The organism is Aquincola sp. J276, assembly GCF_024700035.1.
GTDB lineage: Bacteria > Pseudomonadota > Gammaproteobacteria > Burkholderiales > Burkholderiaceae_C > Aquincola > Aquincola tertiaricarbonis.
This window is the reverse complement of the sequence record NZ_JAJONC010000002.1, coordinates 1,850,258-1,871,431: the sequence shown is the minus strand read 5'-3', so window position 1 is coordinate 1,871,431 and position 21,174 is coordinate 1,850,258. Positions and strand designations below refer to the sequence as shown.

15 protein-coding genes and 2 pseudogenes are annotated in these 21,174 nt (G+C 73.0%); 10 read left to right on the top strand and 7 right to left on the bottom strand.

The features are described 5' to 3' along the window. Nucleotides 1-6 precede the first annotated feature (6 nt). Nucleotides 7-1,297 (bottom strand): annotated as a pseudogene (locus LRS14_RS30820) (ABC transporter substrate-binding protein). Between the two features lie 142 nt (nucleotides 1,298-1,439). Between LRS14_RS30820 and LRS14_RS26525 the strand changes: the two are divergent. Next, on the top strand, nucleotides 1,440-7,121 hold the full coding sequence (locus LRS14_RS26525) for an AAA family ATPase (RefSeq protein WP_257801731.1): 5,682 nt from the start codon (nucleotides 1,440-1,442) through the stop codon (nucleotides 7,119-7,121). Here the strand turns inward: LRS14_RS26525 and LRS14_RS26520 are convergent. Together LRS14_RS26520 and LRS14_RS26515 are read right to left on the bottom strand one after the other, a co-directional pair. After that, nucleotides 7,118-8,152: a ProQ/FinO family protein gene (locus LRS14_RS26520; RefSeq protein ID WP_257801730.1), complete on the bottom strand. Its 1,035-nt coding sequence runs from the start codon at nucleotides 8,150-8,152 to the stop codon at nucleotides 7,118-7,120. The two genes, LRS14_RS26525 and LRS14_RS26520, sit on opposite strands and share 4 nt — an antisense overlap. A 77-nt stretch (nucleotides 8,153-8,229) precedes the next feature. Further along, nucleotides 8,230-8,691 (bottom strand): Lrp/AsnC family transcriptional regulator, encoded by a 462-nt coding sequence (locus LRS14_RS26515; RefSeq protein WP_046115594.1) that lies wholly within the window; start codon nucleotides 8,689-8,691, stop codon nucleotides 8,230-8,232. A gap of 128 nt (nucleotides 8,692-8,819) precedes the next feature. Here LRS14_RS26515 and LRS14_RS26510 point away from each other — a divergent pair, with 128 nt between their 5' ends. Then, nucleotides 8,820-9,545 carry an aspartate/glutamate racemase family protein gene (locus LRS14_RS26510; RefSeq protein ID WP_310740883.1) on the top strand — a complete coding sequence of 242 codons (726 nt, stop codon included), beginning with the start codon at nucleotides 8,820-8,822 and terminating at the stop codon, nucleotides 9,543-9,545. Between the two features lie 118 nt (nucleotides 9,546-9,663). On the opposite strand, the pseudogene LRS14_RS26505 reads toward LRS14_RS26510, so the two are convergent. Then, nucleotides 9,664-10,888, bottom strand: a pseudogene (locus LRS14_RS26505) (threonine ammonia-lyase). Between the two features lie 69 nt (nucleotides 10,889-10,957). Here LRS14_RS26505 and LRS14_RS26500 point away from each other — a divergent pair. Further along, complete coding sequence (locus LRS14_RS26500) at nucleotides 10,958-11,464, top strand: DUF2231 domain-containing protein (RefSeq protein WP_046115556.1); 507 nt, start codon at nucleotides 10,958-10,960, stop codon at nucleotides 11,462-11,464. Here LRS14_RS26500 and LRS14_RS26495 read toward each other — a convergent pair. Next, a complete protein-coding gene (locus LRS14_RS26495; RefSeq protein WP_046115557.1) occupies nucleotides 11,452-11,871 on the bottom strand; it encodes a response regulator in 420 nt (139 codons plus the stop codon). The genes LRS14_RS26500 and LRS14_RS26495 overlap by 13 nt on opposite strands. 117 nt (nucleotides 11,872-11,988) lie before the next feature. Here LRS14_RS26495 and LRS14_RS26490 point away from each other — a divergent pair, with 117 nt between their 5' ends. From LRS14_RS26490 to LRS14_RS26465, 6 genes are all read left to right on the top strand, one after another. Then, a complete protein-coding gene (locus LRS14_RS26490; RefSeq protein ID WP_046115558.1) occupies nucleotides 11,989-12,606 on the top strand; it encodes an alpha-ketoglutarate-dependent dioxygenase AlkB in 618 nt (205 codons plus the stop codon). Between the two features lie 80 nt (nucleotides 12,607-12,686). Then, nucleotides 12,687-13,484, top strand: a complete 798-nt coding sequence (locus LRS14_RS26485; protein WP_052736603.1) for a glycosyltransferase family 25 protein — start codon at nucleotides 12,687-12,689, stop codon at nucleotides 13,482-13,484. Beyond that, complete coding sequence (locus LRS14_RS26480; RefSeq protein ID WP_046115559.1) at nucleotides 13,474-14,295, top strand: DUF707 domain-containing protein; 822 nt, start codon at nucleotides 13,474-13,476, stop codon at nucleotides 14,293-14,295. The genes LRS14_RS26485 and LRS14_RS26480 overlap by 11 nt, the downstream gene beginning before the upstream one ends. After that, nucleotides 14,264-16,069: an ABC transporter transmembrane domain-containing protein gene (locus LRS14_RS26475; protein WP_257801729.1), complete on the top strand. Its 1,806-nt coding sequence runs from the start codon at nucleotides 14,264-14,266 to the stop codon at nucleotides 16,067-16,069. The genes LRS14_RS26480 and LRS14_RS26475 overlap by 32 nt, the downstream gene beginning before the upstream one ends. Then, nucleotides 16,069-17,859 (top strand): hypothetical protein, encoded by a 1,791-nt coding sequence (locus LRS14_RS26470; protein ID WP_257801728.1) that lies wholly within the window; start codon nucleotides 16,069-16,071, stop codon nucleotides 17,857-17,859. The genes LRS14_RS26475 and LRS14_RS26470 overlap by 1 nt, the downstream gene beginning before the upstream one ends. Continuing rightward, the gene (locus LRS14_RS26465; RefSeq protein ID WP_257801727.1) at nucleotides 17,852-18,799 is read left to right on the top strand and encodes a class I SAM-dependent methyltransferase; all 948 of its coding nucleotides are present in this window, start codon (nucleotides 17,852-17,854) and stop codon (nucleotides 18,797-18,799) included. Before LRS14_RS26470 ends, LRS14_RS26465 begins: the two co-directional genes overlap by 8 nt. Here LRS14_RS26465 and LRS14_RS26460 read toward each other — a convergent pair. Further along, nucleotides 18,763-19,455, bottom strand: a complete 693-nt coding sequence (locus tag LRS14_RS26460) for an NrtR DNA-binding winged helix domain-containing protein (RefSeq protein WP_257801726.1) — start codon at nucleotides 19,453-19,455, stop codon at nucleotides 18,763-18,765. The genes LRS14_RS26465 and LRS14_RS26460 overlap by 37 nt on opposite strands. Before the next feature lie 77 nt (nucleotides 19,456-19,532). Between LRS14_RS26460 and LRS14_RS26455 the strand changes: the two genes are divergently transcribed. Beyond that, nucleotides 19,533-20,453 carry a metallophosphoesterase gene (locus LRS14_RS26455; protein WP_257801725.1) on the top strand — a complete coding sequence of 307 codons (921 nt, stop codon included), beginning with the start codon at nucleotides 19,533-19,535 and terminating at the stop codon, nucleotides 20,451-20,453. A 74-nt stretch (nucleotides 20,454-20,527) separates the two neighbouring features. Here the strand turns inward: LRS14_RS26455 and LRS14_RS26450 are convergent, their stop codons facing one another. Continuing rightward, entirely contained in the window at nucleotides 20,528-21,049 is a 522-nt protein-coding gene (locus LRS14_RS26450) for a DUF427 domain-containing protein (protein WP_257801724.1), read from the bottom strand. Between the last annotated feature and the right edge of the window lie 125 nt (nucleotides 21,050-21,174).

Here is a 21,174-nt window from a genome sequence, read left to right as displayed (position 1 = left end):
GCCCGGCTAGCGGCGCCCGATGCCCTGTTGCCGCTCCAGCGCCTTGATCGGCGCCAGGTAGTCGGACTCGGCATCGAAGCAGTCCTGCACCGTGCGGAAACCGCTGCCGGTGTACTGCAGCATCAGCCCGGCATGGTTGGGCAGGTGGCGGTCGCCTTCGCCGAAGTACCAGGGCCGGCACAGCAGGTCGGTGCGCCAGTCGCGCACCGCGCGCAGCGCGCGGGTGACGCCGGCACGGTGCAGGTCGCGCGGATCCATGCGCAGCAAGGTGTGGGTGAAGATGTCGGCCGAGACGAAGCCGGCCTGCGAGAAGGTGTCGCGCCGGTGGGTGGCCACCGCATCGCTGCGGCCCCAGCGGTCGGTCACGGCCCGCCAGCGGCGGGCATCGGGGCCGTCGCTGTCCAGCCGCGTCAGCTCGGCATGCACATGCAGCTTGCCGGCCCAATAGGGGCCCAGCGCGGCAGGAATCTTCAGGTCGTACAGCGGCGTGGGCGCGATCCATCGGCGCTGGTCGCGCAGGTCCTGCTCCTCGGCGGCCTTCAGGATGGGCACCGCCAGGCCGGCGGGCAGGTTCACCAGCAGGGTGTCGGCGCCGGTGGCCATCGCCTGCAGCAGCACCGAGGTGAAGTCGGCGCTGCCGGCATCGAACAGCACCGACGTGCCCTTGAGCCCCCTGGCCGGCCAGCCACCGGTTGACGGCATCGCAGGTCCAGCTGCCGCCGCCCGGCGTGTTGATGCTGATGCAGGCCACCGACTTGCTGCCCAGCGTGCGCACCGCCCACTGCACCGCGCCCAGGTTGCTGGGCAGCGGCCCGGCATTGGTCGACACGATGTTGCGCGACTCGAAGCACTCCTGCACCGCGCAGGCGGAAGCGATGACCACCGCGCCTTCCTGCTCGTACAGCCGGGCGTTGACACGCATCTCCACCACGCTGCCGTTGCCCACCAGCGCCAGCACGCCGCGGTCCTTCACCAGCCGGGCGCCGGCCTGGGCGGCCACCTCGGGGTTCCACTTGTCGTCTTCCACCAGGTAGTGCACCGGCCGGCCGTGGATGCCGCCGTGCTCGTTCACGCACTGGAAGTAGGCCCGCGCGGCCGCGGCGGCGGAGCTGAAGTCGTCGGGACCCGTCTTGCCGGCGATGGCGCCCACCAGCAGCGGTGCGCCGCGCGGCGGCGGGCCGCCGCTGGCATGGCACGGCGGCGGCGCATCGGCTGCTGCGGCGGCGGCCGGCAGCGCAACGGCCAGGCACAGCGCCCAGGCAGCGGGCAGGTGGCGGAGGCGGGGAAACACGGGCATCGCTCGCTCCAGTAAATGGCAAATACTCACCATGCAGGAGCGGACTTGTACCACTTTTATTCTTTCTATCCCCACAACTGGGGTACACCTCGTGCTTGTGCCGGATTCCTGGCCCCGCCGCATCACGCACAGACGCACCGCGATGACCTCTCAATACACCACCGCCGAGAAGCTGAACGAAAGTGATGCCACGCGCGTGTTTCGCGGCCGGGCGCCGGGCGTGGCGGCGCAGACGGTGCTGCTAAAGGTGCTGCGCCCCGACGCCGCCAGTGCCGAGGCCGCTGCCCGGCTGCGCGACGAACATGCGCTGATGATGGGCCTGCAGGGCCCGCATGTGCCGCGGCCGCTGGCCTGCCTGGGCGACGATGCGGCGCCGGTGCTGGTGCTGCAGGACGCCGGCGGCCGCCCGCTGGCCGATCTCATCGCCGACCAGCAGCCCTGCGCCCTGGCGCAGTTCTTCCCGGTGGCGCTGGGCCTGGCCGGCGCGCTGGCCGACCTGCACCGCCAGCGCGTGATCCACGGCGGCCTGCATCCCGGGCGGGTGCTGGTGGGCGAGGGCGGCCAGGTGTGGCTGCTGGACTTCTCGCGCGCGGTGCGGCTGTCGCGCGACTATCCGGACAGCGCCGTCACCACGCTGCCGGCTTCGCTGCTGCCCTATGTGTCGCCCGAGCAGACCGGCCGCATGAACCGCACGGTGGACAGCCGCAGCGACCTCTATTCGCTGGGCGTGATGCTGTACCAGCTGCTGACTGGCCGGCTGCCCTTCCAGGCAGGCGATGCGCTGGAGTGGGTGCACTGCCACCTGGCGCGCGAGCCGCGCTCGCCCGACGCCGTGGTGCCCGGTCTGCCGCATCCGCTGGCGCTGCTGGTGATGAAGTTGCTGGCCAAGCTGCCCGAGTGCCGCTACCAGACCGCGGCCGGCCTGCGCGCCGACCTGCAGCTGTGCCAGGCCGCCTGGCTGGAGGGCCGCGCCGACGACCCGCTGCCGCTGGGCCGCGCCGACGTGTCCGACCGCTTCGAGCTGCCCGAGGCGCTGGTCGGCCGCGAGGCCGAGCGCAATGCGCTGCTGGCCGCCTTCCACCGCGTGGCCACCGGCGCCACGCGGGAGGTGGTGCTGGTCACCGGCGAAGCGGGCGTGGGCAAGAGCAGCCTGGTGGCCGAGCTGCGGTCGGCCGTGGCACTGGAAGGCGGCGCCTTCTGCGTGGCCAAGCTCGACCCCTACCTGCGCGGCATCCCGCACGCGGCCTTCGGCATGGCGCTGGGGCCCATCGTGCAGCAGATGCTGGCCGGCCCGGCGGAGCAGCTGGCGCAGTGGCGCCAGCGCCTGTCCGACGCGCTGGGCAGCGACGCCGCCGCCGTGGCCGAGCTGGTGCCGGCGCTGCGCTGGGTGCTCGCGCCGCTGCCTTCGGCGCCCGAGCGGCCGGCCGAGCAGGCCGCCCGCCGGCTGCAGAACGCGCTGCAGCGCTTCGTCGCCATGCTGGCTTCGGCCGAGCGGCCGCTGGTGCTGTTCTTCGACGACCTGCACTGGCTGGACCTGGGCAGCCTGCAACTGCTGGCCGCGCTGTGCGACGCACCCGATGCGCGCCACCTGCTGGTGGTGGGCGCAAGCCGGCAGATCGGACCGCAGGGCGCCGCCAGCGCCGCCGCTGCCCAGGCCGCCTTCGCCCGCCGCAACGTGCCGGTCACGGTGCTTCCGCTGCAATCGCTCAACCGCGGCGAGGTCACCCGCATCGTCTGCGCCGCGCTGCACCGGCAGGACGCCGAGGGCCAGGCGCTGGGCACGCTGGTGTACGAGCGCACCGCCGGCAATCCGCATTTCGTCGGCCAGTTCCTCACCTCGCTGCACCAGGACGGGCTGCTCGCCTTCGACACCGCCGCCGGCCACTGGCATGGCGACATGGAGCGCATCGCCCAGCGCGGCTTCACCGAGAACGTGGTGGGCCTCATGCTGGCGCGGCTGCGCCGCCTGCCCGGCGACACCCGCGCGTTGCTGGCCCTGGCCGCGATGCTGGGCAGCCCCTTCCCCATCGGCATGCTGGCGCGGGTGGCCGGCCAGCCGGAGGCGGCCGCCGAGGCCGCGCTGTGGCCGGCGCTGCAGGCCGGCCTGGTGGCGCGCGGCCAGCCGCACTGGCGCTTCCTGCACGACCGGGCGCAGGAGGCCGCGCACGAACTCACGCCCGCCGCCGACCGCCCCGCCGCCCACCTGCACATCGCCCGCTGCCTGATGGCCGACGCCGCCGCCCAGGGCCTGGTGGAAGGCGACGACCGGCTGTACGCCATCGTCACCCACTTCAACCATGCGCTGCCGGCGCTGGCCGACGAGGCCGAGCGGCTGTCGGTGGCGCGGCTGAACCTGCAGGCCGGCGCCCGCGCCTATGCCGCCACCGCCTACGTGGCTGCCACCGCCTACCTGCGCGCCGGCATCGGCCTGCTGCCCGAGCAGGCCTGGCAGCAGCAACCGGCGCTGGCCAGCGCGCTGCTGCGGCTGCTGGCCCGCTGCGAGGCCCAGCGCCAGGGCCTGAACGAGGCCGAGCGCCTGGCGCGCCTGGTGCTGGCCCGGCCGCGGCCGGCCATCGAGCGGTTGGACGCCCACCAGGTGCTGATCGAGGTCTGCCTGGCCCGTGGCCGCTATGAGGAGGCGCAGGAGCTGGCCTGCACCAGCCTGGGCGAGCTGGGCATGCCGCTGCCGCGCCGGCCCGGGCTGGCGCAGGTGCACGAGGAATGGGACGCGCTGCAGCAGCGGCTCAAGGCCACCGGCATCGCCGGCCTGCAGGCCCTGCCGCAGATGATGGACCCGGATGCGCTGGTCATCCTGCGCGGCATCGACGGCGCGCTGCGCCTGATGGTGTTCATGGACAAGAACCTGCTGGCGCTGCTGCAGATCCGCCTGGTGGGCCTGCTGATCACCCACGGCCAGGCGCGCGCCGCCGCGCCCTGCCTGGCCTACTTCGGCTGGATGCTGGCCGGCCACCTGGGCGAGACGGCCGCCGGCGATGCCTTCGGCGAGTTGGCCCAGGCCATGGCGGATGCGGCGGTGGGCGGCGGCGACCACGGCCGCATCGGCTTCTGGCGCAGCCTCACCGCCATGTGGAGCCGGCCATGGCCCGAGGTGGTGCGCCGGCTGCGGCTGGCGCTGTCCGCCGCGCGGGCCGAAGGCGACCTGGCCACCACCTGCTTCGCCTGCGGTCACCTGGTCACCGCGCTGATGTTCGCCGGCCGGCCGCTGGAGGAGGTGCTGGCCCAGGCGCAGGAATACCTGCCGCTGGTGCAGCGGGCGCAGTTCCCGGACCTGGCCGACGACCTGGCCAGCTGCCGCGATGCCGCGCTGCGCCTGCGCGGCGAGCTGCCGCCCGGCCCCACCGCCGACCCTGCCACGGTGCCGACCGCCCCGGGTCCCGGCGCCGGGGCCGCGGCGACGCTGGCGCTGGCGCCCGCCGCGCCGGCCCAGGCCTGCGCCGGCGGCTCCACGCTGGGCATCGCCTTCCGCGCGCTGCGGCAGTTGATGGTGCACACCGTGCTGGGCGACCTGTCGGCCGCCCGGCAGGAGGCCGAACGTGCGCGGCTGCTGCTGCCGGCGGTGCAAGGCACGCTGCTGGAGCACCTGCACCTGGTCTACGGCGCGCTGGCCCTGGCCGGCGACCGCAGCACCGCCACCGCGGCCGAACTGGACCAGCTGCAGGCCGCCACCAACCGGCTGGCCGGCTGGGCACGCGACAACCCCGACAGCCATGCCGGCTGGCACCGGCTGCTGCAGGCCGAGACCGACCGCCTGGCCGGCCGGCCCCTGCCGGCGCTGGCCGGCTTCGAGGCCGCGGCCGCCCAGGCGCGCGGCCAGGGCTTCCTGCACCTGGAGGCGATGGCCCATGAACGTGCGGCGCGGCTGTGCGACAGCCTGGGCCTGGCCACCGCCGCCCCCGCCCATCGCCAGGCGGCCGCTGACGCCTGCGAGCGGTGGCAGGCCTGGGCCAAGGTACGGCGGCTGGATGCGCCCGCGCTGCGCGCCGCGGCCGGCACGCCGCTGCGGCCCCGCGGCCAGCCGGCTGACGACGGCGCGGCCCGGCCGCTGGCGTTGGACACGCTGGCCCTGGTCAAGGCCACGCAGGCGCTGTCCAGCCGCATCACGCGCGACGAACTGATGGGCACGCTGATGCGGCTGGTCATCGAGCAGGCCGGTGCGCAGTCGGGCGCGCTGCTGCTGGTGGAAGGCCGCGATGCGCAGGCGCCGCTGGTGCTGGCCGCCACCGCGCAGGTGCGGCTGCATGACGTGGAGGTGCAGCTGCATCCCGACCACGGCGGCGGGCAGCGGCTGCCGCAATCGCTGCTGGCCTTCGTGCAGCGCAGCCGCGAGACGGTGCTGCTCGGCGAGAGCCAGGCCCCGCATGCCTTCGAGCGCGATCCCTACCTGCTGGCGCAGCGGCCCGCCTCGGCGCTGTGCCTGCCGGTGCAGCGCCAGGCCACGCTGGTGGGCGTGCTGTATTTGGAGCACCGCAGCGTGCCCCGGCTGTTCACCCGCGAGCGGCTGGGCGTGCTGCACCAGCTGGCGGTGCAGGCCGCCATCTCGCTGGAGAACGCCTGGGTCTACGAGCAGCTGCGCGCGCTGAATGCGGAACTGGAGCAGCGCGTGGCCCAGCGCACCGCCGCGCTGCAGACGGCGATGGAAGCCGCCGACGCCGCCAACCGCGCCAAGACCGCATTCCTGGCCAACATGAGCCATGAGATCCGCACGCCGATGAATGCGGTGCTGGGCATGGCCTACCTGGCGCTGCACAGCGGGCTGGACCCGCGCCAGCGCAACTACGTGCAGAAGATCGAGACCTCGGCCACGCTGCTGCTGGCGCTCGTGGACGACATCCTCGACTTCTCCAAGGTGGAAGCGGGGCGGGTGGAGATCGAGCGCATCGTCTTCTCGCTGGCCGACGTGGTGAGCCACGTGCAGGACATCGTCGCCGTGCGCGCTGCGCAGAAAGGCCTGGCGCTGCGCTTCCAGCAGGCGCCCGGCGTGCCGGCCCACCTGGTGGGCGACCCGCTGCGGCTGGGGCAGGTGCTCATCAACCTGTGCAACAACGCGGTGAAGTTCACCGAGCAGGGCGAGGTGCTGTGCCGCATCGACAGCGCTGCCCCGCCCGATGCCCAGGGCGCGCGGCTGCGCTTCGTGGTGCAGGACACCGGCATCGGCATGACGGCGGAGCAGATGGCCCAGCTGTTCAAGCCCTTCAGCCAGGCCGATGGCTCCACCTCGCGGCGCTATGGCGGCACCGGGCTGGGCCTGGCCATCTCTCAGCGGCTGGTGCAGCTGATGGGCGGCCAGATCGAGGTGAGCAGCCAGCCCGGCGAGGGCAGCCGCTTCGCGTTCGTGCTGCCCTTCGCCAGCGCCGGGCTGCTGCCGGCTCCTGCCGCCGCGCCGGCCGCGCCAGCGCATCCGCCCGACCTCAGCGGCCTGCGGGTGCTGCTGGTGGAGGACAACGACATCAACCAGGAACTGGCGCAGGAGCTGCTGCGCGTGGCCGGCATCCAGACCACCGTGGCCGTCAACGGCCGCGATGCGCTGCGCTGCCTGGAAGAGGGCCGCTTCGACGGCGTGCTGATGGATTGCCAGATGCCGGTGATGGACGGCTTCGAGGCCACCCGCGCGCTGCGCGCGCAACCGCAATGGCGCGACCTGCCGGTGATCGCGATGACCGCCAGCGCCCGCGCCATCGACCGCGCCGACGCCCTGGCCGCCGGCATGAACGACCACGTGGCCAAGCCCATCGACGTGGACGCGCTGTACCGCACCATCGGGCGGTGGATGCGGCCCGGCGCAGCGCCGGGCGCAGGCGCCTAGCGGCGCGGGCCGGGCTTGCCGCCCGGGCCGCCGCGCGGACGGTCGCCGCCGCGGCCGGGGCCGCCACCGGCTTCGCCGCGCGGGCGGTCGTTGCCGCGGGGCCCGCCGCGTTCACCGCCACGCTCGCCCCGGCCGGAGCCGAACTCCGGGCGGCCGCCGCCACCGCCTTCACGCGGCCCGCGGCCACCCGGGCCACCGCGGCCGCCCGGGCCGCCGCCGAAGCCTTCGCGGCGCGGCGGGGGTTGCAGTGCACGCTCGGCGGCCTCCTTGCGGGCCACTTCCAGCAGCTTGTCCAGCGACTCGGGCGCGATGCCCTTGAGGGCGCAGAAGTTGGCCGGCGTCAGCGTGGTGCGCTCGAAGGCGTAGAGCAGGTCGGCACGCTCGCGACGGCCCTGCTCCTCCTGCTCGCGCCGCGCCTGGTGGTTGGTGCGGCGGCGGGCCAGTTCCTCGATGGCGGCCTGGCGATGTTCCTCGCTCAGCTCGCCGGCGGGCTGTCCGTCCAGGTCGAAGCGCTCCTTGGCCTTGCTCAGCGCGATCAGGTAGGAGGTGCTGCCGGTGTGCCGGTGCAGGAAGATCGACAGCGCCCGCTTGCTGAACACGCCGGGCGCGCGCTGCTGGATGTCGGCCTGGATGCGCAGCTTCAGCGGCTTGGGATGGCGCCCGAACAGCGCCGGGAAGCGCTCGGCCAGTTGCGCCGCACACTGCGCCGGCGACAGGTCGGCCGCACGGCCGCCAGCGGGCTTGCCGGCGGCAGGCTCGGCAGGCTCGGCACCCGCAGGCTCGCCACCGCCACCGCCATCGCCATCGCCATCGCCATCGCCCACCGGCGCTTCGGCCAAGGCCGCCTCGCCCGCCTGCGAAGCGGGGGTCGGCTCGGCAGCGCCGGCTTCGGCCGCGGCAGGCGCCTCGGGCGCATCGGCAACGGGCTCGGTGGCCGCGGGCACGGGCTCTTGTGCAGGGGCGGCCGGGCTGGCGGCGCCTTCGGGGTCGAGCGGCGGCACGGGGGTGTGTTCGGAGGCTTCGGAGGTCATCGGCAAGGGCGTCGGTCAGGTCGGCGCGAAGGGCGGATTGTGCCTGCCGCGCACGGACAGCCTGTGGCCCCGTGGTGTCAGGATGCGTAGCCCAGCGGCAGCGCGGTGGTGAACTTGATCTCCTCCATCGCGAAGCTGGAGCTCACGTCATGCAGCTGGGTGCCGTCGGTCAGCCGCTTGTACACGCCGTCGTAGGCCTGGATGTCGGGCACCACGATGCGCAGCAGGTAGTCGATGTCGCCGCTCATCCGGTAGAACTCCACCACCTCCGGAATGGCCTGCACCGTGGCGCGGAAGTGCTCGAACCACGCCGGCGTGTGCTGGCTGGTGCGCACGGTGACGAACACCGTCACGCCCACGTTCACCTTGCGCGGATCGACCAGCGCCACCTGCCGCGTGATGACGCCGGCCTCCTTCAGCCGCTGGATGCGCCGCCAGCAGGGCGTGGTGGACAGGTGCACCTGCGCGGCCAGCTCGGCCACCTGCAGCGTGGCGTCCTGCTGCAGCAGCTCCAGCAGCTTCCTGTCGATGGCATCCAGTTTCATGGTGGGTCGCTTGAATGGAACGCCATGCTATCGGCAGCGCGATACGGGGCATGCAATGCACGCGGCTTCCCCGGCCCGCGCCAGACAATTTCCGCAGCACGCAACTCGCACCGGAGCCCTTCATGAACATGCGTTCCATCGGCCTGATCGGCGGCCTCAGCTGGGAATCGACGGCGCTGTACTACCAGACCATCAACCGCGAGGTGGGCCGCCGGTTGGGCGGGCTGCGCTCGGCCTCCATCACCATCCACAGCCTGGACTTCGAGCCCATCTCGGCGCTGCAGAAGGCCGGCGATTGGGCCGCGATGGCCGGCCTGATGGGCCGCGCGGGCCGCCGGCTGGCCGAGGGCGGCGCGCAATGCGTGCTGATCGGCAGCAACACCATGCACCGGGTGGCCGACGCGGTGCAGGCCGAGGCGGGCATTCCGCTGCTGCACATCGCCGATGCGCTGGCCGCGGCCATTCTCGCCACGCCGGTGCGCACGGTAGGCCTGCTGGGCACGCGCATGACGATGGAGCTGCCCTTCTACGTGGAGCACCTGGCGCGGCACGGCATCCGCTGCATCACGCCCGACGAGGCGCAGCGCGAAGCCATCCACCGCATCATCTTCGGCGAGCTGTTCCTTGGCCAGGTGCGGCCCGCATCGCGCGAGCGGCTGGCCGCCATCGTCGACAGCCTGGTGCAGCGCGGCGCGCAGGGCATGGTGCTGGGCTGCACCGAGCTGCCGATGATCGTGCGCCCCGAGGACAGCCCGGTGCCGCTGTTCGACACCACCCGGCTGCATGCGCTGGCGGCGGTGGACTTCAGCCTGCAGGACATGGCGCACGCTGTCCCCGCTCAGGCCTGACGCCGCCCAGGCGAGCGCCGGGCCGCTGCCAGGCAGCATGGGCAACCCGCCTGGCGGTGGCTTCAGGCACCCGTGGAGCCGGGTGCTTCCCCCGTGCTTCTCCCGGCCGGGTGCCGCGTCACTTCACCAGCTGGACCTCGAACCCCCGCTGCGCCACGGTCGCCAGGATCGTCTCCACATGCGCATGGCCGCGTGTCTGAACCACCACCTCGATCTGCGCCCGCTCCACCGGCAAGGAGCTGAAGGCCCGGTGGTGCTGCACTTCCTCGATGTTGGCGCCCAGTTCGCTGAGCATCTGCGCCACCACCGCCAGCGTGCCCGGCACGTCGCGCACGTTGATGCGCAGCCGCACCAGCCGGCCCGACTTGACCATGCCGCGGTGGATGATCTCGGCCAGCAGCAGCGGCTCGATGTTGCCGCCCGACAGCACCAGGCCCACCTTGCGGCCGACGAAGCGCTCGCGGTGCGCCAGCAGCGCCGCCAGGCCCACCGCGCCCGCGCCTTCCACCACCGTCTTCTCGATCTCCAGCAGCATCAGGATCGCCTGCTCGATGGTGTCCTCGCCCACCAGCACCACGTCGTCCACCAGCTGGTGGATCAAGGGCACCGTCAGCAGCCCCGGTGAGCTGACGCCGATGCCGTCGGCGATGGTGGTCTGCGCGAAGGCGCGGCTCTCGCCCTTCTTGGCATTGAACACGGCCGGGAAGCGCTCGGTCTGCACGCCCACGATCTCGATGCCCGGGCGCACCGCGCGCGCGGCCACCGCCATGCCGCCGATGAGCCCGCCGCCGCCGATGGACACCACCAGCGTGTCGATCTCGGGCTGCTGCTGCAGCATCTCCAGCCCCAGCGTGCCCTGGCCGGCGGCGATGGCCAGGTCGTCATAGGGGTGCACCACCGTCAGGCCGCGCTCCTGCGCCAGCTGCAGGCCGTGGGCCCGGGCCTGGTCGAAGGTGTCGCCCTCCAGCACCACCTCGGCGCCGAAGCGGCGGGTGTTGTCCACCTTCACCGCCGGCGCGAAGCGCGGCATCACGATGGTGGCCGGCAGGCCTAGCCGCTGCGCGTGGTAGGCCACGCCCTGCGCATGGTTGCCGGCCGAGACGGCCAGCACACCGCGGGCCTTCTCCTCGTCGGTCAGCTGGGCCAGCTTGTTGAGCGCGCCGCGTTCCTTGAAGGACGCGGTGAACTGCAGGTTCTCGAACTTCAGGAACACGTCGCAGCCGGTGATGGCCGACAGCGTGCGCGAGGGCACGCAGGGCGTTTCCAGCAGTGGGGCCGCGCAGCCGGTCGGCCGCGGCCAGGATGTCCTGGACGGTGAGCGTGGGCGGTATGGGCGTGTGCATGGCCGCATGATCGCAGCTTGCCCGCGGCATGCAGCTTGCCGAACGGGCACAAGCCATGAAGGAGCTGAGATGGAAAGCCGCGCCAAGGTGCTGGGCCACCCCGTTCACCAGATGCTGATCGTGTTTCCGCTGGGCCTGCTGGCCACGGCGGTGCTGTTCGACATCGGCTGGCTGATGCTGGACCGCTCCGACCTGACGGTGGTGAGCTGGTGGCTGATGGTGGCCGGCGTGGTGGGTGGCCTGGTGGCCGCCCCGTTCGGCACCGTCGACTGGCTTGCCATTCCGCACGGCACGCGGGCGCGGCGCGTGGGCGCGCTGCACGGCGCGGGCAATGCGCTGGTGGTGGTGATGTTCGCGCTCAGCGCCTGGCTGCGCGGTCGCGGCACGCTGGAGCCGGGCGCGGGGGCGCTGGCGCTGTCCTTCGGCGGTGCGGCGCTGTCGCTGGCCACGGCCTGGCTGGGCGGCGAGCTGGTGAGCCGGCTGGGCGTGGGCGTGTCCGACGGGGCGGGGCTGGATGCGCCCAGCTCGCTCAAGGGCCCGGTGCCGGCGACGGCGGCCCGACGTCAGAAGGCGTAGGGCGAATCGGCGAAGCGTTCCTGCCACTCATGGCGCAGCAAGGCGAACAGCGCATCCGCATCCACCGGCTTGCTGAGCTTGTGGTCGAAGGCCAGGGCATTGGCCGGGTAGGCCGAGCTGAGGCCGGTGATGCCGATGATGACGCGGCGCATGGCGTGTTCGTTCACGCGCAGGTGCTGGGCCACTTCCACCCCATGCACCACCGGCAGGTTCAAGTCCAGCAGCACGATGTGGGGGTCGAAGTGCGCCGCCACGGCCAGGCCTTCGGCGCCGTTGGGGGCGGTGCACACCTCGTAGCCTTCCAGTTCCAGCAAAGCCTGCAGCGCCTGCGCGCCGTCGTCGTCGTCCTCCACGATGAGGATGCGGGCGCGGGGGTTGTTCTTGGTGTCGTCGTCGTGCAGGGACATGAAACAGGGGTGTTGCTGCTGGCAGGTGTTCCGCCGCAGCGGAGCAACCCGGGTGCCTGTGTGGATGCGCCCCGCGTGAAGCGGGGGGTGGGCGCGCGGCCGGACCGGGGCTAGGGCATGCAGCAAGGCTCGCTGTTCGATCTGCCCGAACCGCCGCCCGCCTTGCCGCCCGGCATGGTCTACGGCCCCGAGTTTCTCAGCACGGCGGAAGAGGCCGATCTGATCACCCTGCTGCGGCAGCTGCCTCTGGCTGCCGCCCGCTACAAGGACTACACCGCCCGCCGCCGCGTGGTGAGCTATGGCGGCAGCTTCGACTACGACAGCAACCGCCTGCTGCCGGCCGAGCCGTTGCCGGCGGCGCTGCAACCCTGGCGCGACCGCATGGCGGCCTGGGCCGGCATTGCGCCCGCGGCCCTGGTGCATGCGCTGGTGGCCGAATACGCGCCCGGCACGCCGCTGGGCTGGCACCGCGACGTGCCCGACTTCGAGGACGTGATCGGCCTGTCGCTGGGCGCACCGGCGGTGCTGCGCTTCCGCCCCTACGAGCCCGGCGCCGCGCGCCGCAGCCGGGCCGACATCCTGGCGGTGACGGCGGCGCCGCGCTCCATCTACCTGCTGCGCGGGCCGGCGCGCTGGCAGTGGCAGCACAGCGTGGCGCCGGTGGCGGCGCTGCGCTGGTCCCTCACCTTGCGCACCGCCCGTGCCGGGGCGCGCCGTCCGGGCGCCGGCATGTAAAGCCCGCCGCGCTGGTACGCGCATTGCCATCACGGGGCTGCATTCCACCGTCCCCGTGCCGCCCCGCCTCACTGTTTCCCATGGACATTGCCGTCATCAACCTGGCCACCGAGCCGGACCGCTGGGCGCACACGCGCCGCCAGTTCCAGGCCCTGGGCCTGCAAGCCTTGCGGCATGAGGCCGTGCCGGGCCACCTGCTGCCGGTGCAGGAGCGTGCCGGCCTCTACAGCGCCGAGCTGAACCGCCGCCAGTACCACAAGCCCTTGCGTGCCGGCGAGATCGGCTGCTATGCCAGCCACCTGGCGCTGTGGCGCCGGCTGGTGGCCTCCGGCGAGCGCTCGCTGGCCATCTTCGAGGACGACGTGGCGCTGGACCCCACGTTGCCGGCGGCCCTGGCGCAGGTCGAGGCGATGGACCTGCCCTGGGACGTGATCAAGCTCTACGGCCGCGCGCAGGAGCAGGTGCACCACCGCCTGCCCTGCGGGCCCGGGCTGGAGCTGGTGCGCTACCGGCGCGTGCCCAGCCACACCTGCGCCTACGTGATCAGCCGCCGTGGCGCGCACAAGCTGCTGGCCACGCGCAGGCCCTTCGGCCGGCCGGTGGACATCGACCTGCGCCACTGGTGGGAGAACGACCTGGCGCTGTACGGTCTGCTGCCCTATCCGGTGCGGCTGGCCGAGATGAGCCGGCAGTCCAGCATCGATTCACGCCGCGGCTGCGCCGGCCTGGGCATGCGGCTGCACAAGCTGGCGCTGCAGGCGGGCTACACGCTGCACAACTGGCAGGCGCTGCGGCGGCTGGGCCGGCCACCGGCCGCGGCGCCCGGGCCCGCGCTGGCAGGCGCCGCGGATGCGGCGGCACGGCGTGATGTCGCCTGAGGCGCACGGCACGCCGCCCGCATCGCACCGCCGCAACCTGGTGGTGCTGCGTGCGGGCGACAGCTCGCTGCACGAGGAATGGATCGCCGACGGACCGCGCGACTTCGATCTCTTCGTCAGCTACTACGGCCGCAGCCCCGGCCGCTACAGCGACAGCGCCGACCACTACGAGCTGCGCCGCGGCCCCAAGTGGCCGGCCCTGGCCGACCTGCTGCGCGAGCGGCCGGAGCTGCTGGAGCAGTACGAGGTGTTCTGGTTCCCGGACGACGACCTGGCGGTGCGCACCGAGGTGATCGACCGCATGTTCGCCTTCTTCCGCGCCTACCAGCTCTGCCTGGCGCAGCCGGCGCTGACGCTGGACTCCTACCGCACCTGGAACACGCTGCTGCAGGACCGCCGCTACCACCTGCGCTACACCGGCTTCGTGGAGGTGATGGCGCCGCTGTTCAGCCGCCAGGCGCTGCAGCTGTGCGCCGGCACCTTCGATGAAAGCCGCAGCGGGTGGGGCCTGGACTGGGTGTGGCCGCAGCTGTGCGCCAAGGCCGGTCTTCAGGGCATCGCGGTGATCGACGCCACGCCGGTGCGCCACACGCGGCCGGTGGGTGGCGAGCTGTACCGCAACCATCCCGAGATGGACCCCCGCCGTGATGCGGCCGCCGTGGTGCAGCGCCACGGCCTGAAGGAGATTCGCGCCATCGCCAAGTATTCGTTCGAGCGCTGCGTGCGGGATGCGCAGCTGCCCTGGACCACCCGTTTCGTGTTTTGGTTGAAGAGGTTGAATGGGCGCCGCAAGCATCTCCGCCGCGCGTGATCCGCGGGCCGCCCATGGCGGCGTGGTGGCCGGCGGCGCGGACATGCCGCTGAAGGCCGCGGCCTGGCGGCTGGCGCGTTATGCGCGGCCGCAGCGTGCGCCGCTGGTGCTGGCGGTGCTGCTGTTCTTCGGCTCCGGCGCCATCGACCCGCTGCTGCCCGCGCTGTTCCACCGCATGCTGGACAGCGGCTTCGGCACCAAGGGCGCGGCGGGCTTCCCGATCTGGCTGGCGCCGGTGGCCATCATCGGCCTGTTCACGGTGCGCGGCGGGCTCAACTTCTGCGCCAGCTACCTGTTCGCACGGGCCACCTCGCAGGCGGTGCTGGCGCTGCGGCGCGACGTCATCGCCTCGGTGATGCGGGCCGATGCCGGGCTGTATGCGCAGATCAGCCCCGGCGTTGCCGCCTCGCGCGTGATCAACGATCCGGTGAACGCCACCAGCTCGATCGCCGGCGCCATCACCACGCTGCTGCGCGACGGCACCACGCTCATCGCGCTGCTGGCCTACCTGATGTACCTGGACTGGCGGTTGACGCTCATCTCGCTGGTCATCGTGCCGCTGCTGGCGGTGGTGGTGCGCAAGGTGCAGAAGCGCATCCTGGCGGTCAGCGGCCGCTCGTACGAATCGCAGGTGCGGCTCACCGGCATCGTGGACGACATCGTGCGGGCCTGGCGGGTGGTGCGCACCTTCGACGCGGCGGAGTTCGAGCAGCAGCGCTTCGGCGCCGAGGCCGAGCGGCTGCGCCGGGCCACGCTGAAGGTGGCGGCGTCCGGCGCGTCGATGACGCCGCTGACGCAGGTGGTCACCAGCCTGGGCGTGGCCCTCATCGTCACGCTGGCGCTGGTGGACGCGGCCAACGGCGGCGCCACCGTGGGCAGCTTCGTGGCCTTCGTCACCGCGCTGCTGATGACCATCTCGCCGCTGCGGCACCTGGCCGACCTGTCGCAGCCCATCGTCGGCGGGCTGGTGACGGCGCGGGCCTGCTTTGCGCTGATCGACACCCCGCCCGAGCCCGATACCGGCGAGGCCGAGCTGGGCCGCACCCAGGGCCACTTGCGCTTCGAGCAGGTGAGCGTGAGCTACCCCGGCAGCGAGCGGCCGGCGCTGCGCGAGGTGTCGCTGGACATCCCCGCCGGTGCCACGGTGGCGCTGGTGGGCCCCTCGGGCGCGGGCAAGAGCACGGTGGTGGCCGCGCTGCTGGGCTTCGTGCGCGCGGCCAGCGGGCAGGTGCGCATCGACGGCGTGGACCTGGCCACGGTGCGCAAGGCGTCGCTGCGCCGGCAGTTCGCGGTGGTGTCGCAGGACATCGTGCTGTTCGACGGCAGCATCGAGGACAACGTGGTGTATGCCCTGCCGCGCGATGCCGACCGCGCCCGCGAGTGCCTGCGGGCGGCCGACCTGTGGACCTTCGTCGAAGGCCTGCCGCAGGGCGTGCACACGCCGGTGGGCATCAACGGCAGCCGGCTGTCGGGCGGCCAGCGCCAGCGCCTGGCCATCGCCCGCGCGTTGTACAAGGACGCCAGCGTGTGGATCTTCGACGAGGCCACCTCCGCGCTGGACAGCGAATCGGAACGCGCGGTGCATGAGTCCATCGACCGGCTGCGCGGGCAGCGCACGCTCATCCTCATCGCCCACCGGCTGAGCACGGTGCGCCGGGCCGACCGCATTGTCGTGATGGACGAGGGCCGCATTGTGGAAAGCGGCCCGCATGCGGAGCTGATGCAGGCCGACGGCCTGTATGCCCGCATGGTGCGCACCCAGAGCATGCACTGATGAACACCCTGCAAAGCCTGGTGCTGCCCAACCTGCACGTGCCCGCCAGCGAGGACATGAGCCTGCGGCTGAACGACCGCGCCTGGGCGCGGCTGGATGCCGGCTGCGTGGAGTTCGACACCGGGGGCGTGGCCTCCACCGACACCTTCTACAACGGCCTGTCGGTGGGTGCCTGGCAGCGCCGCTGCGCGCTCGCCACCCTGTCGCTGGTGGTGGCCGGCGTGGGCGACTTCGTGCTGCGCATCGGCCTGCACCGCAGCGGCCAGGCGTCGCTGTGGCTGGCCGAGCATGCGCTCAGCCTGGCCGAAGGCGCACCGGTGGAACTGCCGCTGCCCGCCTGGCCCACGCTGGCCGACGGCATGCTGTTCTGGACGCTGCGCGCGCGCCGCCCCGGCCGGCTGGACGGCGCGGCCTGGGTCACCGCCGACGCGCCGCGGCAGGCGGTGCGGCTGGGCATCGTCATCACCCACTTCAACCGCCAGCAGCAGGTGCTGCCGGCCATCGAGCGCCTGCGGCGCACGCTGCTGCAGCGGCCCGACCTGCAGCCCCACATCACGCTCACCGTGGTGGACAACTCCGGCAACCTGGGGCTGGAGCCCGCCCCCGGCGTGGAGGTGATTCCCAGCCGCAACCTGGGCGGCACCGGCGGCTTCATGCGCGGGCTGCTGGCGCTGAAGGACGGCGGCGGGCACACCCATGCCCTCTTCATGGACGACGACGCCTCCTGCGAGGCCGATGCCATCGCCCGCACCTTCGCGCTGCTGCGCCATGCCACCGATCCCGGCCTGGCCGTGTGCGGCGCGCTGCTGCGCGAGGCCGCGCCCTGGCAGCTGCTGGAGAAGGGCGCCCGCTTCGACGGCCAGGTGCGGCCGCTGTCGCCGGGGCTGGACATGCGCCGCGTGGACCACCTGCTGGAGGCCGAGCGCGTGACCGTGCGGCCCGACTACGGCGCCTGGTGGTTCTTCGCCTTTCCCATCGGCGAGGTGAAGGCCTATCCCTTCCCGTTCTTCGTGCGCGGCGACGACATCCACTTCGGCCTGGCCAACCGCTTCCGCATCGCCACGCTCAACGGCGTGGCCTGCCTGGGCGAGGACTTCAGCGTCAAGCACAGCCCCATGACCGCCTACCTGGATGCGCGCTACCACCTGGTGCTGGCGCTGCTGGCCGGCGGCAAGGCCCGCTCGGGCGTGAGCTGGGTGGCCAGCCGGCTGTTCGTCAAGCAGCTCAGCGCCTACCACTACAGCAGCGCCCGTGCGGTGGCGCTGGCAGTGCGGCATGTGCTGCAGGGCCCTTCGTTCTTCAACGAGCACATCGACCTGGCCGGGGTGCGCGCCGAGATCGCCAGCTGGCAGCCCGACGAGAAGCTGCGCCCCATCGACCGCTCCGCCTACCAGGCGCGGCCGCCGCGCCAGGGCCGCGAAGGGCGGGGGCGCCGGCTGCTGCGGTTGCTCACGCTGCAGGGCTTCCTGCTGCCCGATGCACTGCTGAAGAACCGCATGACGCTGCAGGACAAGGCCTTCCACGGCCGTGCGGGCGCGGTGTTCCGCTACCGCAGCGTGCTGTACGAGCACCAGCCCAGCGGCACCGGCTACGTGGCGGTGTACGACCGGCCGCGCTTCTTCGCCGAGCTGCGCGGCTTCATCCGGCTGTGGCGCGAGCTGCTGCGACGGCTGCCCGCGCTGCAGGCGGCCTATGCCGAAGGCGCGGCCGGCTATGCGCAGGAAGCCTACTGGCGCGCGGTGCACCAGCTGCCCGAGGCGCCGGCCGCACGAGGAGAGCCCGATGTTTGAAGCCCTGCTGGCGTCGCTGCCCGAGTCCGCACTCGCCTGCCGCGCGCTGTACGACGTGGCCAACGGCGGCTACCACCTGCCGCTGCGCGAGCACAACCGGCGCCTGACCCGCGCCGAGGTGCCGCAGTACCGGGCGCTGTACCCGCAGGTGCACTACGACTGCATCGAGGTGCCGGTGGCCGACCTGCTGTACTCGCTGGTGGTCAACACCCGCAGCGCCCGCATCCTGGAAACCGGCACCTCGCGCGGCTTTTCCACCTGCCACCTGGCCGCCGGCGCCCGCTTCGTGGACGAGCGGGCCGCGCAGGTCATCACCATCGACCCGGCGCCCGCGGCCAACCTGTTCTTCGAGGGATCGACGCTCGCCGAGAGCATCGTGCCGGTGCGGGCCGACTCGCTGCGCTTCGACCTCACGCAGGCGTTGGGCACGGGCCAGTGCGATTTCATGTTCTTCGATTCGCTGCACACCTATGCGCACCTGTCGGCCGAGCTGGCGCACTACCTGCCGCGGCTGGAGCTGGGCGGCCTGTTCGCGCTGCACGACACCTTCGTCTTCGACGACCTGGGCCTGGTGGTGCTGGCCATGCTGGGCACCGGCCGCGCCGAGATGCTGAGCCTGCCCACCCACCGCCGGCATGCGGAGCCGGCGCGTTGCCCGGGCATGTCGATCTTCCGCAAGATCGCGCCCATCCAGGCTGGCGACCTGGTGTTCCCCGACCTGCAAGGCATCACCGCCGGCGAGCAGCATTGCGTGCCCGACCCCGCGGCCATCGTGCAGCGCACCGGCGGCCTGTTCGTAGGCGATGCCCGTTATGCCGCGCACGGCATGCACCGCGGCGGCCCGCGCGGCCCGCTGTCGCCGGCGCTGCTCGAGCCGGCGCAGGCCGCCAGCGCCGCAGCAGGTCAGCCGGCGGTGGGTACGCCCGGCAGCAGGCCGTAGAGCTGCGCCGGCCGAAAGGCCCCGGTGCGCAGCTCGCCGGCGAGCGGCTGCACCAGCTCGCGCGCGGCCAGGCGGCGGCGGAAGCTGGACTTGTCCAGCGGCCGGCCCAGCACCTGTTCGCAGCGCGCCTGCAAGTCGCCCAGGGTGAAGGCCGGCGGCATGAAGCCGGGCGGCAGGTCCAGGCGAGCCACCTCGTCGCGCGTGGCGGCCACCGCGCGCGCCAGCAGCGCTGCGTGGTCGAAGGCAAGGGTGCGGTCGTCCATGGCATCGTCCACCGGGCGCCAGGCCAGGGCCTCGATGCGCTTGCCCGGCGTCGGCGCCGGGCCATCGGCCTGCGGCAGCAGGGCGCGGTACACCACGCTCAAGGCCCAGGGCGCGCGGGCGTCCCGCGCGGCGCCGCCGACGGTGCACACCTGCCGCATGTGCGGCGGCGTCACCTGCAGCCGCTCCAGCGCAATGCGCTGTACCGCCTGCTCCAGCGTGTCGTCCAGGTCGATGCGCACCACGCCGCCAGGCAGCGCCCACTGGCCTGCGTGGGGCCGGGCCTTGCGCAGCGCCAGCAGCGCCTGCAACCGCCCTTCCCGCACGGCCAGCACGGCCAGTTCCACCCGCGTAAACGGCATGGGGTAGGGCGCGGCGGGGCGATGGTCCGGCATGGTGCGAGGGTTAGTGGCAAGTTGCCACGAAGTGTCGCACAATAGCCCGGTTGCAGACATGCGGGGGCAGTTGGCCGATGGGATACGACGTGATTGGCGATGTGCACGGGCAGGCCGGCAAGCTGCAGGCGCTGCTGCGCGGCCTGGGGTACACGCCGCTGCACGGCAGCTGGCGGCCGCCGCCCGGCCGGCAGGCGGTGTTCGTCGGCGACCTGATCGACCGCGGGCCGGAACAGGTGGCGGTGGTGAACCTGGTGCGTGCGATGGTGGACGCCGGCCATGCCCGCGTGGTGATGGGCAACCATGAGCTGAATGCGCTGGGCTACGTGGTGCGGCGGCCGGAAGCGCCCCAGCAGTTCCTGCGCGCCCACAGCGCGACCAACTGCGCCCAGCATGCCGAGTTCCTGCGCCAGGTGGGCGAGGGCTCGGCCCTGCACCAGGAGGTGCTGGGCTGGCTGCGCACGCTGCCGCTCACGCTGGACCTGGGGGCCATCCGCGTGGTGCATGCCTGGTGGCACCAGCCGCATGTGGACCAGGCGCTGGCCTGGCGCCAGGAGGACCCGCTGCTGCAGGGTGAGCTGCTGCATGCGGCCTTCACGCCCGGCACGCCGCAGTTCCAGGCCATCGGCGGCCTGACCAAGGGCCTGGAGATGCCGCTGCCGGCCGGCGCCCGCTTCCTCGACCATGGCGGCCATGCACGCGATGCGGTGCGGGTGCGCTGGTGGCAGCCCGAGGGCCGCTCGTACCGCGACATGGCGCTGGTGCAGGAAGACCAGCGCCACGCCATCCCCGACCTGCCGCTGGCCGCGCCGGTGGTGTCAGACCATGGCAGCGTGCCCACCTTCATCGGCCACTACTGGATGACCGGCACGCCTGCGGTGCTCACGCCCACCGTGGCCTGCGTGGACTATTCCGCCGGCCGCGACGGCCCGCTGGTGGCCTACCGCTGGGACGGCGAGCCGGCGTTGAGCGCCGACCGCTTCTTCAGCCAGGCGTGAGGCCCGCGCCCGCGCGGCGGGTCACCAGCCCGACGACCCCGGCCCGCCCTTGAACGGCCCCACCAGCTCCGGCGTCACCCACCCGCCATAGAAGCCCCCGGCTGCGGCGTGACCGGCTGGCCACCCACGCGGCAGTCCAGCCCGGTGGCGTAGAAGGCCACGCAGTCGGCGATGGCCCCCGCCCCGGCCAGCGGCTGCGGGTAGCTCCAGGCCACGCCTTCCAGCCGCTCGCCACCGTCGGCGGACACCAGGCTCCAGTACTGCGCCGGGCCTTTCCATTCGCAGAACGAGCTGCCGGCCGCGGGCTGCAGCAGCGTGCGGTCCACGTCGGCCCAGGGCAGGTAGAAGCTGGGCGGATGCGAGGTCTCCAGTAGCCGGATGGCCCGCTGCGTGCGCGCCACCTGACGGCCCCGCCAGTGGATGGTCACCTCGCGGGTGTCCGGCACCAGGGCCGGCGGGCGCGGGTAGTCCCAAACCGACTCCTGGTGCGGGCCGGGCGTGACCGCGAATGCCGGGCGCTGCCCGCCGCGCCAGGTCCAGTGGGCGCGGGCGGCGGCGAGCCAGGGAGGGATCGTGGAGGAGGGTGTCGAGGGCATGGGATGACTTGTCTAGGCAAGCGGGCCGTGCTGTGCGAAGGTGGGCTCGATCATGCGCCGATTCGGCCGTCCTGGTCGACGTCGCCGCCAGAGGCGGCGCCTTACGATCAGCGCCGACGACAGGC